Below are 15525 nucleotides of genomic sequence, written 5' to 3'. Positions count from 1 at the left end.
GCCCGCCGGGCGGACACACCCGTCGGACCTGCTGGTCGGCGGTCCGCGGGGCGGGAAAACCCGGTGCTCGCCGTCCCGGCGCTGGGCAATACTTCAGCGGGTGTTCATGTCGATCTCCACCACCGGCAGCGCCGAGGCCCCGGCCGCGGACCTCGGGTTCCTGCTGCACAAGCACCCCGACAAGGTCCAGCGGTTCACCACGTCGCACGGCGAGGCCCACGTCTTCTACCCCGAGGCCGGGGACGAGGTCTGCACCGCGGCGCTGCTGCTGGACATCGACCCGATCGCACTGGTCCGCAAGGGCCGGGGCGACGGCAGGGGGCGCGGCGGCTCGCCCGACTTCGCGCTCTCCCAGTACGTCAACGACCGTCCGTACGCGGCGTCCTCGCTGCTCGCGGTGGCGCTGCGGACGGTGTTCCGGTCCGCGATGAAGGGCGCCTGCCCGGCCCGGCCCGAACTGCCCGGGCGGGCCCGTCCGCTGCGCATCGACCTGCCCGCCGTGCCCGCCAACGGCGCGGGTGACGGCGGCGGTCCGGCCCTGGTGGTCCGGCTGTTCGAACCGCTGGGCTGGCAGGTCGAGGCGACGGCGATCCCGCTGGACGAGTCGTTCCCCGAGTGGGGCGAGTCCCGCTACGTGCGGATCGCGCTCTCCTCCGGAACGGTACGGCTCGCCGACGCGCTCCAGCAGCTGTACGTGCTGCTGCCGGTGCTGGACGGTGCCAAGCACTACTGGGTCGCCCCGGACGAGGTGGACAAGCTGCTCGCCGCCGGCCAGGGCTGGCTGGCGGCCCACCCGGAGCGCGCCCTGATCACCCGCCGCTACCTGGCCCGGCGCTGGTCGCTGACCCGGGTCGCGATGGAGCGCCTGGAGCTGGCCCGGCTGGCGGAGGCCGACGACCGCGAGGTCGAGGAGATCGACAACGCGGTCGACGACCGGCCCGAGGAGGAGGTCCGGCCCGAGGAGGAGGTCGGCGAGCAGCCGGAGCCCCGGCAGCCCTCCCTCGCCGAGCGGCGCCGCGCCGCGATCCTCACCGCGCTGCGTGAGAGCGGTGCCGCCCGTGTCGCCGATCTCGGTTGCGGCCAGGGCGAGTTGATCGGCGAGCTGCTCAAGGACCCCCGGTTCACCGGGATCCTCGGCGTGGACGTCTCCGCCCGGGCGCTGCGGGCGGCGAGTCGTAAGCTGGGCCTGGAGCGGTTGTCGGAGCGTCAGGCGGCCCGGGTGGCGCTGGCACAGGGAGCGCTCACCTACACCGACGCCCGGCTCAAGGGCTTCGACGCGGCGGTGCTGTGCGAGGTGATCGAGCACCTGGACCTGCCGCGGCTGCCCGCGCTGGAGTACGCGGTGTTCGGCGCCGCCCGGCCGAGGACGGTCGTGGTCACCACGCCGAACGCCGAGTACAACGTCCGCTGGGAGAGCCTGCCGGCGGGCGCCGTCCGGCACGCCGACCACCGCTTCGAGTGGTCCCGGGCCGAGTTCCGTGCCTGGGCCGGGAAGGTCGCCGCCGCGTACGGCTACACCGTGGAGCTGCGCCCGGTCGGCCCGGAGGACGAGGAGGTCGGCGCCCCGACCCAGCTGGCCCTGTTCACCACGACCACGACGCCCGAAGGAGGCGAGCCCCGATGACCGATGACACGACCGACACCCCTGGCGACGACCAGGCCCAGGACCACGCGGAGAGCACCACCCCCCGCCGCCTCCCCGTCACCGACGTCTCCCTCGTCGTCCTGATCGGCACCAGCGGCGCGGGCAAGTCCACCTTCGCCCGTCGCCACTTCCTGCCCACCCAGGTGATCTCCTCCGACTTCTGCCGGGGCCTGGTCGCCGACGACGAGAACGACCAGTCCGCCTCCGCCGAGGCCTTCGACGTCCTGCACTACATCGTCGGCAAGCGCCTGGCGGCCGGCCGGCTGACCGTCGTGGACGCCACCAACGTCCAGCCCGAGGCCCGCCGTCAGCTGGTCGCGATCGCCCGCGAGCACGACGTGCTGCCGATCGCGATCGTCCTGGACGTCCCGCCGGGGGTGTGCGCCGAGCGCAACCGCTCCCGCCCGGACCGCCGGCTGCCGGCCCACGTGATCCCCCGCCAGCACCGCGAGCTGCGCCGTTCCCTCCGGGGCCTGGAACGCGAGGGCTTCCGAAAGGTGCACGTCCTGCGGGGCGAGGCCGAGGTGGCGGCGGCCGGGGTCGAGCTGGAGAAGCGCTACAACGACCTGCGCCACCTCACCGGCCCGTTCGACATCGTCGGCGACATCCACGGCTGCCGCTCCGAGCTGGAGACCCTGCTGACCAGGCTCGGCTACACCCTCACCCGGGACGCCGAGGGCCGCCCGGTGGACGCCGCGCACCCCGCGGGCCGCACCGCCGTCTTCGTCGGCGACCTGGTCGACCGCGGCCCGGACACCCCGGGCGTGCTGCGCCTGGTGATGGGCATGGTGGCGGCCGGCCACGCGCTCTGCGTGCCGGGCAACCACGAGAACAAGCTCGGCCGGGCGCTGGACGGCAAGAAGGTCAACGTCGCCTACGGCCTCCAGGAGTCGCTGGACCAGCTGGCCGGGGAGAGCGAGGAGTTCCGGGCCGAGGCCCGCGCGTTCATGCGCGGCCTGGTCAGCCACTACCTGCTGGACGGCGGCGCCCTGGTGGTCTGCCACGCCGGCCTGCCGGAGAGGTACCACGGCCGCAATTCCGGCCGGGTCCGCTCGCACGCGCTGTACGGGGAGACCACCGGCGAGACCGACGAGTACGGCCTGCCGGTGCGCTACCCGTGGGCGGAGGAGTACCGGGGCCGGGCGCTGGTGGTCTACGGCCACACCCCGGTGCCGTCGGCGAGCTTCGTCAACAACACCGTCTGCCTGGACACCGGCTGCGTGTTCGGCGGCAGTCTGACCGCGCTGCGCTACCCGGAACGCGAGCTGGTGGGCGTCGAGGCCGAGCGCGAGTGGTACGCCCCGGTCCGCCCGCTGATCACCGACGCTCCGGGCGCCCGCGAGGGCCGTCCGCTGGACCTCGCCGACGTGGCCGGGCGCCGGACCGTCGAGACCGGGCTGCACGGGCGGGTGGCCGTGCGGGAGGAGAACGCGGCCGCCGCGCTGGAGGTGATGAGCCGCTTCGCGCTGGACCCGCGGCTGCTCGCCTACCTGCCGCCGACGATGGCGCCGAGCGCCACCTCCCGCCGGGAGGGCTACCTGGAGCACCCGGAGGAGGCCTTCCTCGGCTACCGGGCGGACGGCGTGCGGCACCTGGTCTGCGAGGAGAAGCACATGGGCTCGCGCGCGGTGCTGCTGGTCGCCCGGGACGGAGCCGCGCTGGAGCGCCGCTTCGGCGTGGCCGGCCCCGGCGCGATCTGGACCCGGACCGGCCGTGCCTTCCTCGCCGACGAGGAGTTGACCGGCGCCGTGCTCGACCGGGTCCGGGCGGCCGCCGAGCGTTCCGGGCTGTTCGAGGAGCTGGCCACCGACTGGCTGCTGCTGGACGCCGAGCTGATGCCCTGGTCGCTGAAGGCGGTGGAGCTGCTGCGCCGCCAGTACGCGGCGGTCGGCGCGGCGGCGGGCGCGGCCCTGCCGGAGGTGCTGTCCGCGCTGGAGCGGGCGGCCGGGCGCGGCCTGGACCTGGCCGGTCTGACCGCCCGTCAGCGGCAGCGCGCGGCCGACGCGCGGGCGTTCACCGAGGCGTACCGGCGCTACTGCTGGCCGACCGAGGGCCTGTCGGGCATCCGGCTCGCGCCGTTCCAGCTGCTCGCGGCCGAGGGGGCGAACCTCGCGGTGCGCCCGCACGACGAGCACCTGGCCTGGATCGACCGCCTGGTGGCCGCCGACGCGTCCGACGGGCCCGACGCGTCCGACTCCGCCGACGGCACGGAGCACCAGGAGCACCCGGAGCGCCCGGAGCCCCGGAAGGAGCCGGTGCTGCACCGCACCCGCCGGATCCTGGTGGACACCGAGGACGAGGCCTCGACGGCCGCCGCCACCGCCTGGTGGGAGGAGCTGACCGCGGCGGGCGGTGAGGGCATGGTGGTCAAGCCGCTGGCCTCGCTGGTGCGCACCGCACGCGGCGAGGGCCGGCCGGGCGGCCTGGTGCAGCCCGGCGTGAAGGTGCGCGGCCGGGAGTACCTGCGGATCATCTACGGTCCGGACTACACCGAGCACCTCGACCGGCTGCGCCTGCGCGCGCTGGGCCACAAGCGCTCGCTGGCGCTGCGCGAGTACGCGCTGGGCCTGGAGGCGCTGGACCGGCTGGCGGCGGGGGAGCCGCTGTGGCGGGTGCACGAGCCGGTCTTCGCGGTGCTCGCGCTGGAGTCGGAGCCGGTCGACCCGCGGCTGTGAGGGCGGTGCCGGAGGAGGGGAGCCCCCGTGGGCCCCGGGAGGCTCCCCTCCTCCGCCCTGCCTCTGTATAGAAATTCCGAGCATCGTATAGACTTGCCGCTTTCCCGTAGTCCCGTCACCCCAGGAGCCCGGCATGGCCTTCAACCTCCGGAACAGGCACTTCCTCAAGGAGCTCGACTTCACGCCCCAGGAGTTCCGCTTCCTGGTGGACCTCGCCGCCACGCTCAAGGCGGCGAAGTACGCGGGCACCGAGCAGCCCCGGCTGCGCGGCAAGAACATCGCGCTGATCTTCGAGAAGACCTCCACCCGCACCCGCTGCGCCTTCGAGGTCGCCGCCCACGACCAGGGCGCCACCACCACCTTCCTGGACCCCGCGGGCTCGCAGATCGGCCACAAGGAGTCGATCAAGGACACCGCCCGGGTGCTCGGCCGGATGTTCGACGGCATCGAGTACCGCGGCCACGGCCAGGAGGTCGTCGAGGAGCTGGCCGAGTACGCCGGCGTCCCGGTCTGGAACGGCCTGACCGACGAGTGGCACCCCACCCAGATGCTGGCCGACGTGCTCACCGTCACCGAGCACACCGCCAAGCCGCTGTCCGAGGTCGCCCTCGCCTACCTCGGCGACGCCCGCTCCAACATGGGCAACTCGCTGCTGGTCACCGGCGCCCTGCTCGGCATGGACATCCGGATCGTGGCCCCGCGCGCGCTCTGGCCCACCGAGGAGGTGCAGAAGTCGGCACAGGCCCTGGCCGGGACGACCGGCGCCCGGATCACCCTGACCGAGGACGTGGCCGAGGGCGTGGTCGGCGCCGACTTCCTCTACACCGACGTCTGGGTCTCGATGGGTGAGCCCAAGGAGGTCTGGACCGAGCGGATCGAGCTGCTCAAGCCGTACCAGGTCTCCATGGACACCGTCCGGGCCACCGGCAACCCGGACGTGAAGTTCCTGCACTGCCTGCCCGCCTTCCACGACCTCGGCACGGTGGTCGGGCGGCAGATGCACGAGGCGACCGGCATGACCGAGCTGGAGTGCACCGACGAGCTGTTCGAGTCGGCGCACTCCATCGTGTTCGACCAGGCCGAGAACCGGCTGCACACCATCAAGGCGGTGCTGGTCGCCACCCTCGGCTCCTGACCGGCCCCGACCCGGCCCCGACCGGTCCGGAGGCCCCGGAGGCCCCAGAGGCCGCGGAGGCCGCCGGGCCGGGGCCGGCTCGGCGCCCGGCGTCAGTCGTTCAGCTTGACGCAGGCCACCCGGTCGCCCGCCGCGTGCGGGCCGGCCGGGGTGCCCGCGTGCAGCACCAGCGAGCGGGCCTCGCCCGGCCGCGGCTGCCAGGCCACCGCGGTGGTGGCACTGCCCCCGCCCCGCCCGTCGGTGAACAGCACCAGCCGCAGCTCGTTGCGCTCGTTGGCGTACACCGGGTCGCTGGACGGCTGCACCGGGTCGACCTCGTCCTGGTAGTGCGGCCCGGAGGAGGCCGGGTCGGCCCCGCAGCCGCCGGTGTGCAGGTGCACCGGGAACTCGTGGTCGGGGGCGAGCCCGGAAGCCGTCAGGGTGAGCACCGTCCGCCCGGGCACCGAGCGGTCGGTGACGATCCGAACGTGCGAGCCGTACGGCACCAGGTCGCTCGCGTAGCTGATGGCGGCCGGCGGGACGAAGGCGGTGGCCGGGTCGAAGTCGGCCTCGACGACGGAGACCGGCGAGGTGGCGGGGACGAGCAGGGCCAGTGGCAGCAGGGCGGCGGCGAGCGGAGCGGTCATCGGGACGGGGCCTTCCACGGGCGGGGCGGGGGTCGCCCTGCTAACGCGGCCGGGGCTCCGAGGACACCCGGCCCGTGGCGGCTCAGTCGCGCCGGATCCCCCGGATCTCGCAGCGCGGCCCGCTGGCCCGCATCAGCCGCAGGTCGGCGGTGACCAGCGGCACCCCGAACCGCTCGGCGACCGCGACGTACGCGGCGTCGTCCGGGGTGAGGTTGTCCTTGAGCTCCCAGATCCGGCCGAGCAGCGGCGCCACCTCGACCTTGCGGATCGTCACCGCCGCGAGTTCCCGGGTGAGTTCGGCGACCCGCTCGGCGGTCAGTTCCTTGGCCAGGTAGAGCCCGCGCAGCGACTGCATCACCTCGATGACGATGTGCTCGGGCGCCACCCATTCGCCGCCGGAGGCGAGTTCCGCGCGGGCCCGGATCCCGCGCGGCCCCTGGTCGGCGAGCGCCAGTACCAGCGCGGATGCGTCCACCACGATCATCTGTCGGCCCCTGCCCGTTTCCGCACGTCGAGTCACCGGTCACGGTACCGGGGCGGTCCGCTGGCGCGTCCCGCGGATCCCCGCCGTCCCCTCCCGCCCCGTGGCGAGGTGGGCGCCGCGCCTGCCCCGCCTGCCACGCTTGCCGCGCCTGCCCCGCCCGCCGCGCACGGCCGGCCGCCGGGGCCCGGAAGCCGCGTCACGGGCGGGGCGGGGGCGGGGCGGCGGTCAGGACAGGATCAGCAGTCCGGCCAGCAGTGAGGCGGCGTTGGCGGTGCCGGCGGCGAGCCAGGGCAGCGGGTCGCGCGGGCGGAGCCCGGCGAGCGGGCCCAGCAGCAGTGCCTCGACGGCACAGACCGCGGCCTCGCCGAGGGTGAAGCCCGTCCAGTACGCTGCCGCCGGCCCGTCGGTCCAGTGCCGGAGGGTCCACCAGAGCAGCGGGTGCGTCACCAGGTTGACCAGGACGGCGGCCGCGGCCGCCCGCCCGGGTCGGACCCGCCCCACGCGGACGAGGGCGGCCGTGTAGACGGGCGTCTCGGTCAGCAGGGTGAGGGCGAGGGCCACCGGGTAGCGCACGGCGGGGATCGTGCCACGGAGAGGGGGAGCATGGCGACCACGAGCGCGGGCGCGACCACCGGCGCCCCCAGTGCCACCGGCGCCCCCGGAACCGCAGGAACCGCAGGAATCGCAGGAGCCGAGGGAGCCGCCTGGCCCGCGCCCGGCCCGGCCGCCCGGCCCGGCGTCGCGCCGTTCGCGGGCTTCGCCCTGTCGGCCGTCCTCGCCCTGGCGCTGGCGCTGCGGGCGCCGACCGGCCTGGCGGTGCTGGGCCTGGCCGTCTTCGGTCTGCTGCACAACGTGCTGGAGCTGCGTTACGTGGCCGGCCGCTTCGCCGCCGTGCTGACCGGCCCGCTGCTGCGGCTGCTGCTGGCGCTGGTGACCGGCATCGTGCTGTGCCGCCTGCTGCCGCCTTCGCGGGCCGCCCAGTCGGCGGAGATCCTGCTCGCGTACGGCCTGCTGGCGGCGGCCTGCCGGTACGGGCTGCGCGGGCGTCCCCGACTGCTGCTCGCGGGCGTGGTGCTGCTGGGGGTGGCCGGCGCGGCCTCGCTGGTGTTTCCCGCGTACCACTTCGTGGTGCTGGCCCATCTGCACAACGTGGTACCGCTGCTGTTCCTGGCCGAGTGGTCGCGCCGGCTGGCGCGGGGCCGTGCGGCGTTCCTGGCGTTGCAGTCGGCCTGGGTGCTGCTGGTGCCGGCCCTGTTGTTGAGCGGTCTGCTGGACGGGCTGCTGTCCCAGCGTCCCGGTGGCTGGACGGACCGGCTGGCGGCGGCGTACACCCCGCCGGCCCTGCTGACGCCGCAGGCGGGTCTGCGCTTCCTGGCGGTGTTCGCCTTCCTCCAGTCGATGCACTACGTGGTCTGGGTGTGGTTCCTGCCGCGGTACGCGCCGGAGGCGGCGGAGCGCTTCGACGCCCGGGTGCCGGGGCTGCGCGGGGTGCGGGCCTGGGGGCTGGGCGCGGTCCTGGGGCTGTTGCTGGCCCTGTTGTTCGCCGTGGATTACGCCCGCGGTCGGTCGGTGTACGCCGCGTTGGCGAGTTACCACGCCTATCTGGAGTTCCCGGTGCTGCTGATGCTGGTTCTGGGCCCGGGAGCGAACCGGGCGCGAACGGAGGAGGAAGAGTGACGACGATCCGGCTGGCCGACATCGCCCCCTCGCCGACCGGCGGTTCCGGTGGTGAGCTTGTGGTGGTGCTGCTGGTGGCGGCGGCTGTCGTGGCGGGTGCGGTGTGGCTGATCAGGCTGGAGCGCAAGCGGCGCGGCCCGGACGACCGGTGAGCCACGGCATGCACTATGGTTTATCTCGACATCGAGATAACTGCCCCTTACGATATATCTCGACATCAAGATACTTGCCGAGAGGCGCTCGCCGGCGATGCGGGCAAGGTCAGCCTAAGTAAGGGTGACCTTACCACCGCGTGACGGCCGGATATCGCACGAAGCACCCAGAAGGAGTCAGTCGTGTCCGCGAACAGCTTCGACGCCCGCAGCTCGCTGCAGGTGGGCGACGAGTCGTACGAGATCTTCAAGCTCTCCGCCGTCGAGGGTTCCGAGCGGCTGCCGTACAGCCTCAAGGTGCTGCTGGAGAACCTGCTCCGCACGGAGGACGGCGCGAACATCACCGCCGACCACATCCGCGCCCTCGGCGCCTGGGACGAGAACGCCCAGCCGAGCCAGGAGATCCAGTTCACGCCGGCCCGCGTGATCATGCAGGACTTCACCGGCGTGCCGTGCGTGGTCGACCTCGCCACCATGCGCGAGGCCGTCAAGGAGCTGGGCGGCGACCCGGCCAAGATCAACCCGCTGGCCCCGGCCGAGCTGGTCATCGACCACTCGGTCATCGCCGACAAGTTCGGCACCAAGGACGCGTTCACCCAGAACGTCGAGATCGAGTACGGCCGCAACAAGGAGCGCTACCAGTTCCTGCGCTGGGGCCAGACCGCCTTCGACGAGTTCAAGGTCGTCCCGCCGGGCACCGGCATCGTCCACCAGGTGAACATCGAGCACCTGGCCCGCACCGTCATGGTCCGCGGCGGCCAGGCCTACCCGGACACCTGCGTCGGCACCGACTCGCACACCACCATGGTCAACGGCCTGGGCGTGCTGGGCTGGGGCGTCGGCGGCATCGAGGCCGAGGCCGCCATGCTCGGCCAGCCGGTCTCCATGCTGATCCCGCGCGTCGTCGGCTTCAAGCTGACCGGCGAGCTGCCGGCCGGCACCACCGCCACCGACCTGGTGCTCACCATCACCGAGATGCTGCGCAAGCACGGTGTGGTCGGCAAGTTCGTCGAGTTCTACGGCGACGGCATCGGCTCCATCCCGCTGGCCAACCGCGCCACCATCGGCAACATGTCGCCGGAGTTCGGCTCGACCTGCGCGATCTTCCCGATCGACGCCGAGACCATCAACTACCTGAAGCTCACCGGCCGCGACGAGCAGCAGCTCGCCCTGGTCGAGGCGTACGCCAAGGAGCAGGGTCTCTGGCACAACCCGTCGCACGAGCCGGTCTACTCCGAGTACCTGGAGCTGGACGTCTCGACCGTCGTCCCGTCGATCTCCGGCCCGAAGCGCCCGCAGGACCGCGTGATCCTGGCCGAGGCCGCCGAGCGGTTCGCCGAGGCGCTGCCGACCTACTCCGCCGAGGCCTCGAAGCCGACCGCCGTCACCGCCCCCGACGGCTCGTCCTACGAGATCGACAACGGCGCGGTCGTGATCGCCTCGATCACCTCCTGCACCAACACCTCCAACCCCTCCGTCATGCTGGGCGCCGCCCTGCTGGCGAAGAAGGCCGTGGAGAAGGGCCTGCACGTCAAGCCCTGGGTCAAGACCACCCTGGCGCCCGGCTCCAAGGTCGTCATGGACTACTACGAGAAGGCCGGCTTGCTCCCGTACATGGAGAAGCTGGGCTTCAACCTGGTCGGCTACGGCTGCGTCACCTGCATCGGCAACTCGGGCCCGCTGCCCGAGGAGGTCTCGGCCGCCGTCAACGAGGCCGACCTCGCGGTCGTCTCGGTGCTCTCCGGCAACCGCAACTTCGAGGGCCGGATCAACCCGGACGTCAAGATGAACTACCTGGCCTCCCCGCCGCTGGTGGTCGCCTACGCCCTCGCCGGCAACATGAACATCGACATCACCAAGGACGCCCTGGGTCAGGACGCCGACGGCAACGACGTGTTCCTCGCCGACATCTGGCCGTCCGAGCAGGAGGTCGCCGACACCGTCGCCGGCTCCATCGACGAGGCCATGTTCGACAAGGGCTACCAGGACGTCTTCGCCGGTGACCACCGCTGGCAGTCGCTCCCGGTCCCGACCGGCAACACCTTCGAGTGGGACGCCGAGTCCACCTACGTCCGCAAGCCCCCGTACTTCGAGGGCATGGCCAAGACCCCGAGCCCGGTGACCGACATCGCCGGCGCCCGCGTCCTGGCCAAGCTGGGCGACTCGGTCACCACCGACCACATCTCCCCGGCCGGCAACATCAAGCCGGGCACCCCGGCGGCGCAGTACCTGACCGCCAACGGTGTCGAGAAGCGCGACTTCAACTCCTACGGTTCCCGTCGTGGCAACCACGAGGTGATGATCCGCGGCACCTTCGCCAACATCCGCCTGCGCAACCAGATCGCGCCGGGCACCGAGGGCGGCTACACCCGCGACTTCACCCAGGTCGACGCGCCGGTGTCGTTCATCTACGACGCCTCGCAGAACTACCAGGCCGCCGGCATCCCGCTGGTCGTCCTGGCCGGCAAGGAGTACGGCTCCGGCTCGTCCCGCGACTGGGCCGCCAAGGGCACCGCGCTGCTGGGCGTCAAGGCCGTCATCGCCGAGTCGTACGAGCGCATCCACCGCTCGAACCTGATCGGCATGGGCGTCCTGCCGCTGCAGTTCCCGGAGGGCGAGAACGCCGAGTCCCTCGGCCTGACCGGCGAGGAGACCTTCTCCTTCACCGGCGTGACCGAGCTCAACGAGGGCCGCACCCCGAAGACCGTCAAGGTCAAGGCCGGTGACGTCGAGTTCGACGCGGTCGTGCGCATCGACACCCCCGGTGAGGCGGACTACTACCGCAACGGCGGCATCCTGCAGTACGTGCTGCGCTCGCTCATCGGCTGATCAGGCTGATCGACTGACCGGGCTAATCGGCTGACCGGGCACGACGGCCGAGTTCCGACGGGCCCGAGGAGGGGCCGGACCGCACATCGCGGTCCGGCCCCTCTTTTGCATGCTGCACCGACCGGGCCCGCCCCCTTGTGCGGTGAACGGCAGATGGACTAAACCTCTCTCTCATCTGGTCCAGACCATTTGACGTCGCTTCAGAGAACAGGTCCGGTATGCCCACTCGCGCCTCAGCCCTGCTCGCCGCCGCCACCGTCGCCGCGCTGCTCGCCGCCCCCGCCACCGCCAACGCCGCCGACGGACGGCACGGCCCGAAGCTGAAGGGCCAGCGGGTCGGCTACTTCACCCAGTGGGGCGCCGACAGCTCCGCCAAGCGGGTCCAGGAGTCCGGCCAGGCGGCCAGGCTCACCGTCATCAACTACGCCTTCGGCAACGTCTCCGCCGAGGGCACCTGCTTCGAGAGCAACGAGGCCGGCCAGGGTGACGCCCACAACGACTACCAGCGCTCCTTCTCCGCGGCCGAGTCGGTGGACGGCGTGGCCGACGCCCCGGGCCAGAAGCTGAAGGGCCACTTCAACCAGCTGCGCAAGCTCAAGGCGAAGAACCCCCAGCTGCGCACGGTGATCTCACTGGGCGGCTGGAGCTGGTCCAAGTACTTCTCCGACGCGGCCGCCACCCCCGAGGCCCGCGAGAAGTTCGTCTCCTCCTGCATCGACCTCTACCTCAAGGGCGACGTGCCGGTCCTGGCCGGCTCCCCGGAGGGCGGCAAGGGCGCGGCCGCGGGCGTCTTCGACGGCATCGACGTCGACTGGGAGTACCCGGGCGGCGGCGGGGACGCGGGCAACGTGGTCCGGCCCGAGGACGGCCGCAACTTCACCCTGCTGATGCAGGAGTTCCGCGACCAGCTGGACGCCCTGAGCGGCAGGAAGGGCAAGCACTACCTGCTGACCGCCGCCGTGGCCGCCAACGAGACCGTCGCCGACCGGCTCGAACTGCCCCGGCTCAGCGAGTCGATGGACTGGCTGAACGTGATGACCTACGACCTGCACGGTCCGTGGGAGGGCAAGGGCCCGGCCAACCACCAGGCCAACCTGTACTCCGACCCGACCGACCCGGACCCGCGCCGGCGCAGCGCCGACACCGCCGTGACGCACTACCAGGAGCGCGGAATGCCCTCCGAGCAGCTCGTCCTCGGCGCCCCGCTGTACGGCCACGGCTGGACCGGCGTCGCCCCCGGCAAGCGCGGCGGCCTCTTCCAGAGCGCCACCGCGGCCGCGCCCGACCACTCGTACCAGGAGATCAACGCGCTGCCGGGCAAGGTCTACCTGGACCGTGACCACGGCGTGTCCTGGAAGTACGACGGCACCACCTTCTACAGCTACGACACGGCCGAGGTGCTCACCCAGAAGGCGCGGTACACGCGCTGGAACGACCTGGCCGGGGTGATGGTCTGGTCGCTGGACGGCGACGACGCCCAGGGCAGCGCGATCGCCGCGCTGGACCGCGGTCTGCGCCGAGACTGACCGCCCCGCATCCGGGGCCCGCCGCGGACGTACCCGCGGCGGGCCCCGCTGCGCCGGCTGCGCGCGCGGACGTGAACCGTCCCGGCGAGCCGGCCGTGGCGGTGAAGGCCCTTGTGGCGTACGGCCGTTGCGGCGTACGGCCGGTCAGGCCCGGGGGCGGCCCGTCAGGCCCGGTCGCAGGCCTGCGCCCGCAGCGCGCGGGCCAGGTCGTCCCGGCGCTCCAGCACCAGACGGCGCAGCGCGGGCGCGGCCTGCGGGTGCCCGGCGAGCCAGGCGTCGGCCTCGGCCAGGGTCTGCTCGTCGGTCTGGGCGATCGGGAAGAACCCGCCGACGATCCGCATCGCGATCTCGATGGTCCGGTCGGCCCAGATCCGCTCCAGCAGCTTGAAGTACGGCGCCGCGTAGAGGGCGCTCAGGTCGCGCTGGGAGGGGATCGAGAAGCCCGCGGTGTTGGCCTCGACCAGGGCGCTCGGCAGCTCGTCCGAGTCGATCACGGCCGACCAGGCGGCGGCCTTGGCCTCCGCGGTGGGCCGGGCGGCCAGGCACTGGGTGTGGTGCCGCTTGCCGCTCGCGGTGTTGTCGGCGGCCAGTTCGGCGGCCAGCTCCTCGTCGGCGGCCTGGCCGGACGCGGCCAGCGCCAGCCACAGCGACCAGCGCAGGTCCTGGTCGACCTCCAGTCCGTCGATCCGGGCGCTGCCGGACAGCAGGCCGCGGACCAGGCCGAGGTGCTCGGCGCCGCCGGCGGTCTGGGCGAGGAAGCGGGCCCAGGCCAGCTGGTGGTCGCTGCCGGGGACGGCTTCGCGCAGCTCGCGCAGGGCGCCGTCGGCGAGCAGCCGGCCGCCCTCGCCGCGCCAGGCCGGGTCCGCGTACAGGTCGACGGCGGTCTTGGCCTGGGCGTGCAGCGACTGGAGCACGCCGATGTTGCCCTCCTGGCCGGCGAACCGCAGCACCAGGGCGACATAGTCGCGGGCCGGCATCAGGCCGTCCCTGGTGAGGTTCCAGACCGCGGACCAGGTCAGCGCCCGGGCCAGCTCGTCGCGGATGTCGCCGAGGCCGGCGCGCAGGTTCTCCAGCGACTCCTCGTCGAAGCGGATCTTGCAGTAGGTCAGGTCGTCGTCGTTGAGCAGCACCAGCGCCGGGCGGGGCAGGCCGGCGGCCTCGGCGACGACGGTCCGGGCGCCGGTGACGTCCAGTTCGATCCGCCCGGTGCGGACCAGGGCGCCGTCGGCGTCCCGGTCGTACAGGCCGACCGCGATCCGGTGGGGGCGCAGCACCTCGCCGTCCTGGAGCACCGCCAGCTCGGTGATCCGGCCCTCGGCGTCGGTGGTGACCTGCGGGGTGAGCGAGTCGACCCCGGAGGTCTGGAGCCAGGCGGCGGCCCAGGCCTTGAGGTCGCGGCCGCTGGTCTCCTCCAGCACCTCCAGCAGGTCGCCCAGCTCGGTGTTGCCGAAGGCGTGGCGCTTGAAGTAGCGGCGGGCGCCCTCGAAGAAGGCCTCGGACCCGACGTACGCCACCAGCTGCTTGAGGACGGAGGCGCCCTTGGCGTAGGTGATGCCGTCGAAGTTGAGCTTGGCGTCCTCCAGGTCCCGGATGTCCGCGGTGATCGGGTGGGTGGTGGGGAACTGGTCCTGCCGGTAGGCCCAGGCCTTGCGCTGGTTGGCGAAGGTGACCCAGGCGGAGGAGTAGCGGGTGCGGGCGCCGATCAGGCCGTAGGAGCCCATGAAGTCGGCGAAGGACTCCTTCAGCCACAGGTCGTCCCACCAGCGCATGGTGACCAGGTCGCCGAACCACATGTGCGCCATCTCGTGCAGGATGACGTTGGCCCGGCCCTCGTACGCGGCGTCGGTGACCTTCGAGCGGAAGACGAACTCCTCGCGGAAGGTGACGCAGCCGGGGTTCTCCATCGCGCCGATGTTGTACTCGGGAACGAAGGCCTGGTCGTACTTGCCGAACGGGTACGGGTAGTCGAACTCCTCGTGGAAGAAGTCGAGTCCGAGCTTGGTGACGCCGAGGATCTCGTCCGCGTCGAAGTACGGGGCCAGCGACCGGCGGCACATCGCGGAGAGCGGGATCTCCAGCGCGGTGCCGTCGGCCAGCTCGCGGCGGTAGTGGTCGCGGGCGACGTGGTACGGGCCGGCGACGACGGCGGTGAGGTAGGTGGAGATCGGCTTGGTCGGCGCGAACTCCCAGGTGCGGCCGCCGTCCTGCTCGGCGCCGTCCTGCCCGGTGCCGTCCTGCTCGGTGACCTTCTCGTGCGGGGCGTTGGACCACACGTTCCAGGCGGCCGGGGCGGTCACGGTGAAGGTGAACGGGGCCTTCAGGTCGGGCTGCTCGAAGTTCGCGAACACCCGGCGGGCGTCGGCCGGCTCGTAGTGGGTGTAGAGGTAGGTCTCGCCGTCCACCGGGTCGACGAAGCGGTGCAGGCCCTCGCCGGTGCGGCTGTAGGCGCAGTCCGCCTCGACGGTCAGCACGTTCTCGGCGGCCAGGCCGTCGACGTGCACCCGGGCGCCGTCGTAGGCGGTGGCCGGGTCGAGGGATCGGCCGTTCAGAGTGACCGAGCGGACGGCGGGGGCGAGCAGGTCGAGGAAGGTGCCGGCACCGGGCTGGGAGCAGCGGAAGGTGACGGTGGTGGTGGAGCGGAAGGTGCCGGCCGCCCGGTCAGGGGCCGAGGTCACGTCCAGCCGGACCCGGTAGCCGTCCACGGTCAGGATGCTGGCCCGCTGCTGCGCCTCGTCGCGGCTGAGGTTCTTGCCCGGCACGGCGGTACTCCTTTGTC

11 protein-coding genes are annotated in these 15525 nt (G+C 72.8%); 7 read left to right on the top strand and 4 right to left on the bottom strand.

Annotated elements, in window-relative coordinates:
• Positions 1-100 precede the first annotated feature (100 nt).
• The 3 genes from ACFVVA_RS38435 (at position 101) to argF (ending at position 5455) form a co-directional block, all read left to right on the top strand.
• Positions 101-1624, top strand: coding sequence for a 3' terminal RNA ribose 2'-O-methyltransferase Hen1 (locus tag ACFVVA_RS38435; RefSeq protein WP_387695352.1), 1524 nt, complete (start codon positions 101-103; stop codon positions 1622-1624).
• Entirely contained in the window at positions 1621-4320 is a 2700-nt protein-coding gene (locus ACFVVA_RS38430; RefSeq protein ID WP_387695351.1) for a polynucleotide kinase-phosphatase, read from the top strand. The genes ACFVVA_RS38435 and ACFVVA_RS38430 overlap by 4 nt, the downstream gene beginning before the upstream one ends.
• 133 nt (positions 4321-4453) lie before the next feature.
• Positions 4454-5455 carry an ornithine carbamoyltransferase gene (gene argF / locus ACFVVA_RS38425; protein ID WP_387695350.1) on the top strand — a complete coding sequence of 334 codons (1002 nt, stop codon included), beginning with the start codon at positions 4454-4456 and terminating at the stop codon, positions 5453-5455.
• A 92-nt stretch (positions 5456-5547) separates the two neighbouring features.
• On the opposite strand, the gene ACFVVA_RS38420 is transcribed toward argF, so the two are convergent.
• The 3 genes from ACFVVA_RS38420 to ACFVVA_RS38410 form a co-directional block, all read right to left on the bottom strand.
• Positions 5548-6081, bottom strand: coding sequence for a superoxide dismutase family protein (locus ACFVVA_RS38420; RefSeq protein WP_387695349.1), 534 nt, complete (start codon positions 6079-6081; stop codon positions 5548-5550).
• A gap of 82 nt (positions 6082-6163) precedes the next feature.
• The gene (locus ACFVVA_RS38415; RefSeq protein WP_387695348.1) at positions 6164-6565 is read right to left on the bottom strand and encodes a type II toxin-antitoxin system VapC family toxin; all 402 of its coding nucleotides are present in this window, start codon (positions 6563-6565) and stop codon (positions 6164-6166) included.
• 225 nt (positions 6566-6790) lie between these two features.
• Complete coding sequence (locus ACFVVA_RS38410) at positions 6791-7138, bottom strand: hypothetical protein (RefSeq protein WP_380546605.1); 348 nt, start codon at positions 7136-7138, stop codon at positions 6791-6793.
• 30 nt (positions 7139-7168) lie between these two features.
• Between ACFVVA_RS38410 and ACFVVA_RS38405 the strand changes: the two genes are divergently transcribed.
• From ACFVVA_RS38405 to ACFVVA_RS38390, 4 genes are all read left to right on the top strand, one after another.
• Positions 7169-8242 (top strand): hypothetical protein, encoded by a 1074-nt coding sequence (locus tag ACFVVA_RS38405; RefSeq protein WP_387695347.1) that lies wholly within the window; start codon positions 7169-7171, stop codon positions 8240-8242.
• Entirely contained in the window at positions 8239-8394 is a 156-nt protein-coding gene (locus ACFVVA_RS38400) for a hypothetical protein (RefSeq protein ID WP_359909976.1), read from the top strand. Before ACFVVA_RS38405 ends, ACFVVA_RS38400 begins: the two co-directional genes overlap by 4 nt.
• 183 nt (positions 8395-8577) lie before the next feature.
• Positions 8578-11223 carry an aconitate hydratase AcnA gene (gene acnA / locus ACFVVA_RS38395; protein ID WP_387695346.1) on the top strand — a complete coding sequence of 882 codons (2646 nt, stop codon included), beginning with the start codon at positions 8578-8580 and terminating at the stop codon, positions 11221-11223.
• Between the two features lie 218 nt (positions 11224-11441).
• The gene (locus ACFVVA_RS38390; RefSeq protein ID WP_387695345.1) at positions 11442-12749 is read left to right on the top strand and encodes a glycoside hydrolase family 18 protein; all 1308 of its coding nucleotides are present in this window, start codon (positions 11442-11444) and stop codon (positions 12747-12749) included.
• Between the two features lie 164 nt (positions 12750-12913).
• Here the strand turns inward: ACFVVA_RS38390 and pepN are convergent, their stop codons facing one another.
• Positions 12914-15508, bottom strand: a complete 2595-nt coding sequence (gene pepN, locus ACFVVA_RS38385) for an aminopeptidase N (RefSeq protein WP_387695344.1) — start codon at positions 15506-15508, stop codon at positions 12914-12916.
• Positions 15509-15525: the final 17 nt, after the last annotated feature.

The organism is Kitasatospora sp. NPDC058048 (assembly GCF_042885555.1).
GTDB lineage: Bacteria > Actinomycetota > Actinomycetes > Streptomycetales > Streptomycetaceae > Kitasatospora > Kitasatospora lactacystinica.
The sequence above is the reverse complement of the archived record's forward strand: the minus strand, read 5'-3'. Positions and strand labels throughout refer to the sequence as shown.

Excerpts from the sequence above, each read along its gene's own strand:
- ACFVVA_RS38430 (WP_387695351.1), top strand. The coding sequence starts at position 1,621 with ATGACCGATGACACGACCGACACCCCTGGCGACGACCAGGCCCAGGAC.
- argF (WP_387695350.1), top strand. The coding sequence starts at position 4,454 with ATGGCCTTCAACCTCCGGAACAGGCACTTCCTCAAGGAGCTCGACTTC.
- ACFVVA_RS38420 (WP_387695349.1), bottom strand. The coding sequence starts at position 6,081 with ATGACCGCTCCGCTCGCCGCCGCCCTGCTGCCACTGGCCCTGCTCGTC.
- ACFVVA_RS38415 (WP_387695348.1), bottom strand. The coding sequence starts at position 6,565 with ATGATCGTGGTGGACGCATCCGCGCTGGTACTGGCGCTCGCCGACCAG.
- ACFVVA_RS38405 (WP_387695347.1), top strand. The coding sequence starts at position 7,169 with ATGGCGACCACGAGCGCGGGCGCGACCACCGGCGCCCCCAGTGCCACC.
- ACFVVA_RS38390 (WP_387695345.1), top strand. The coding sequence starts at position 11,442 with ATGCCCACTCGCGCCTCAGCCCTGCTCGCCGCCGCCACCGTCGCCGCG.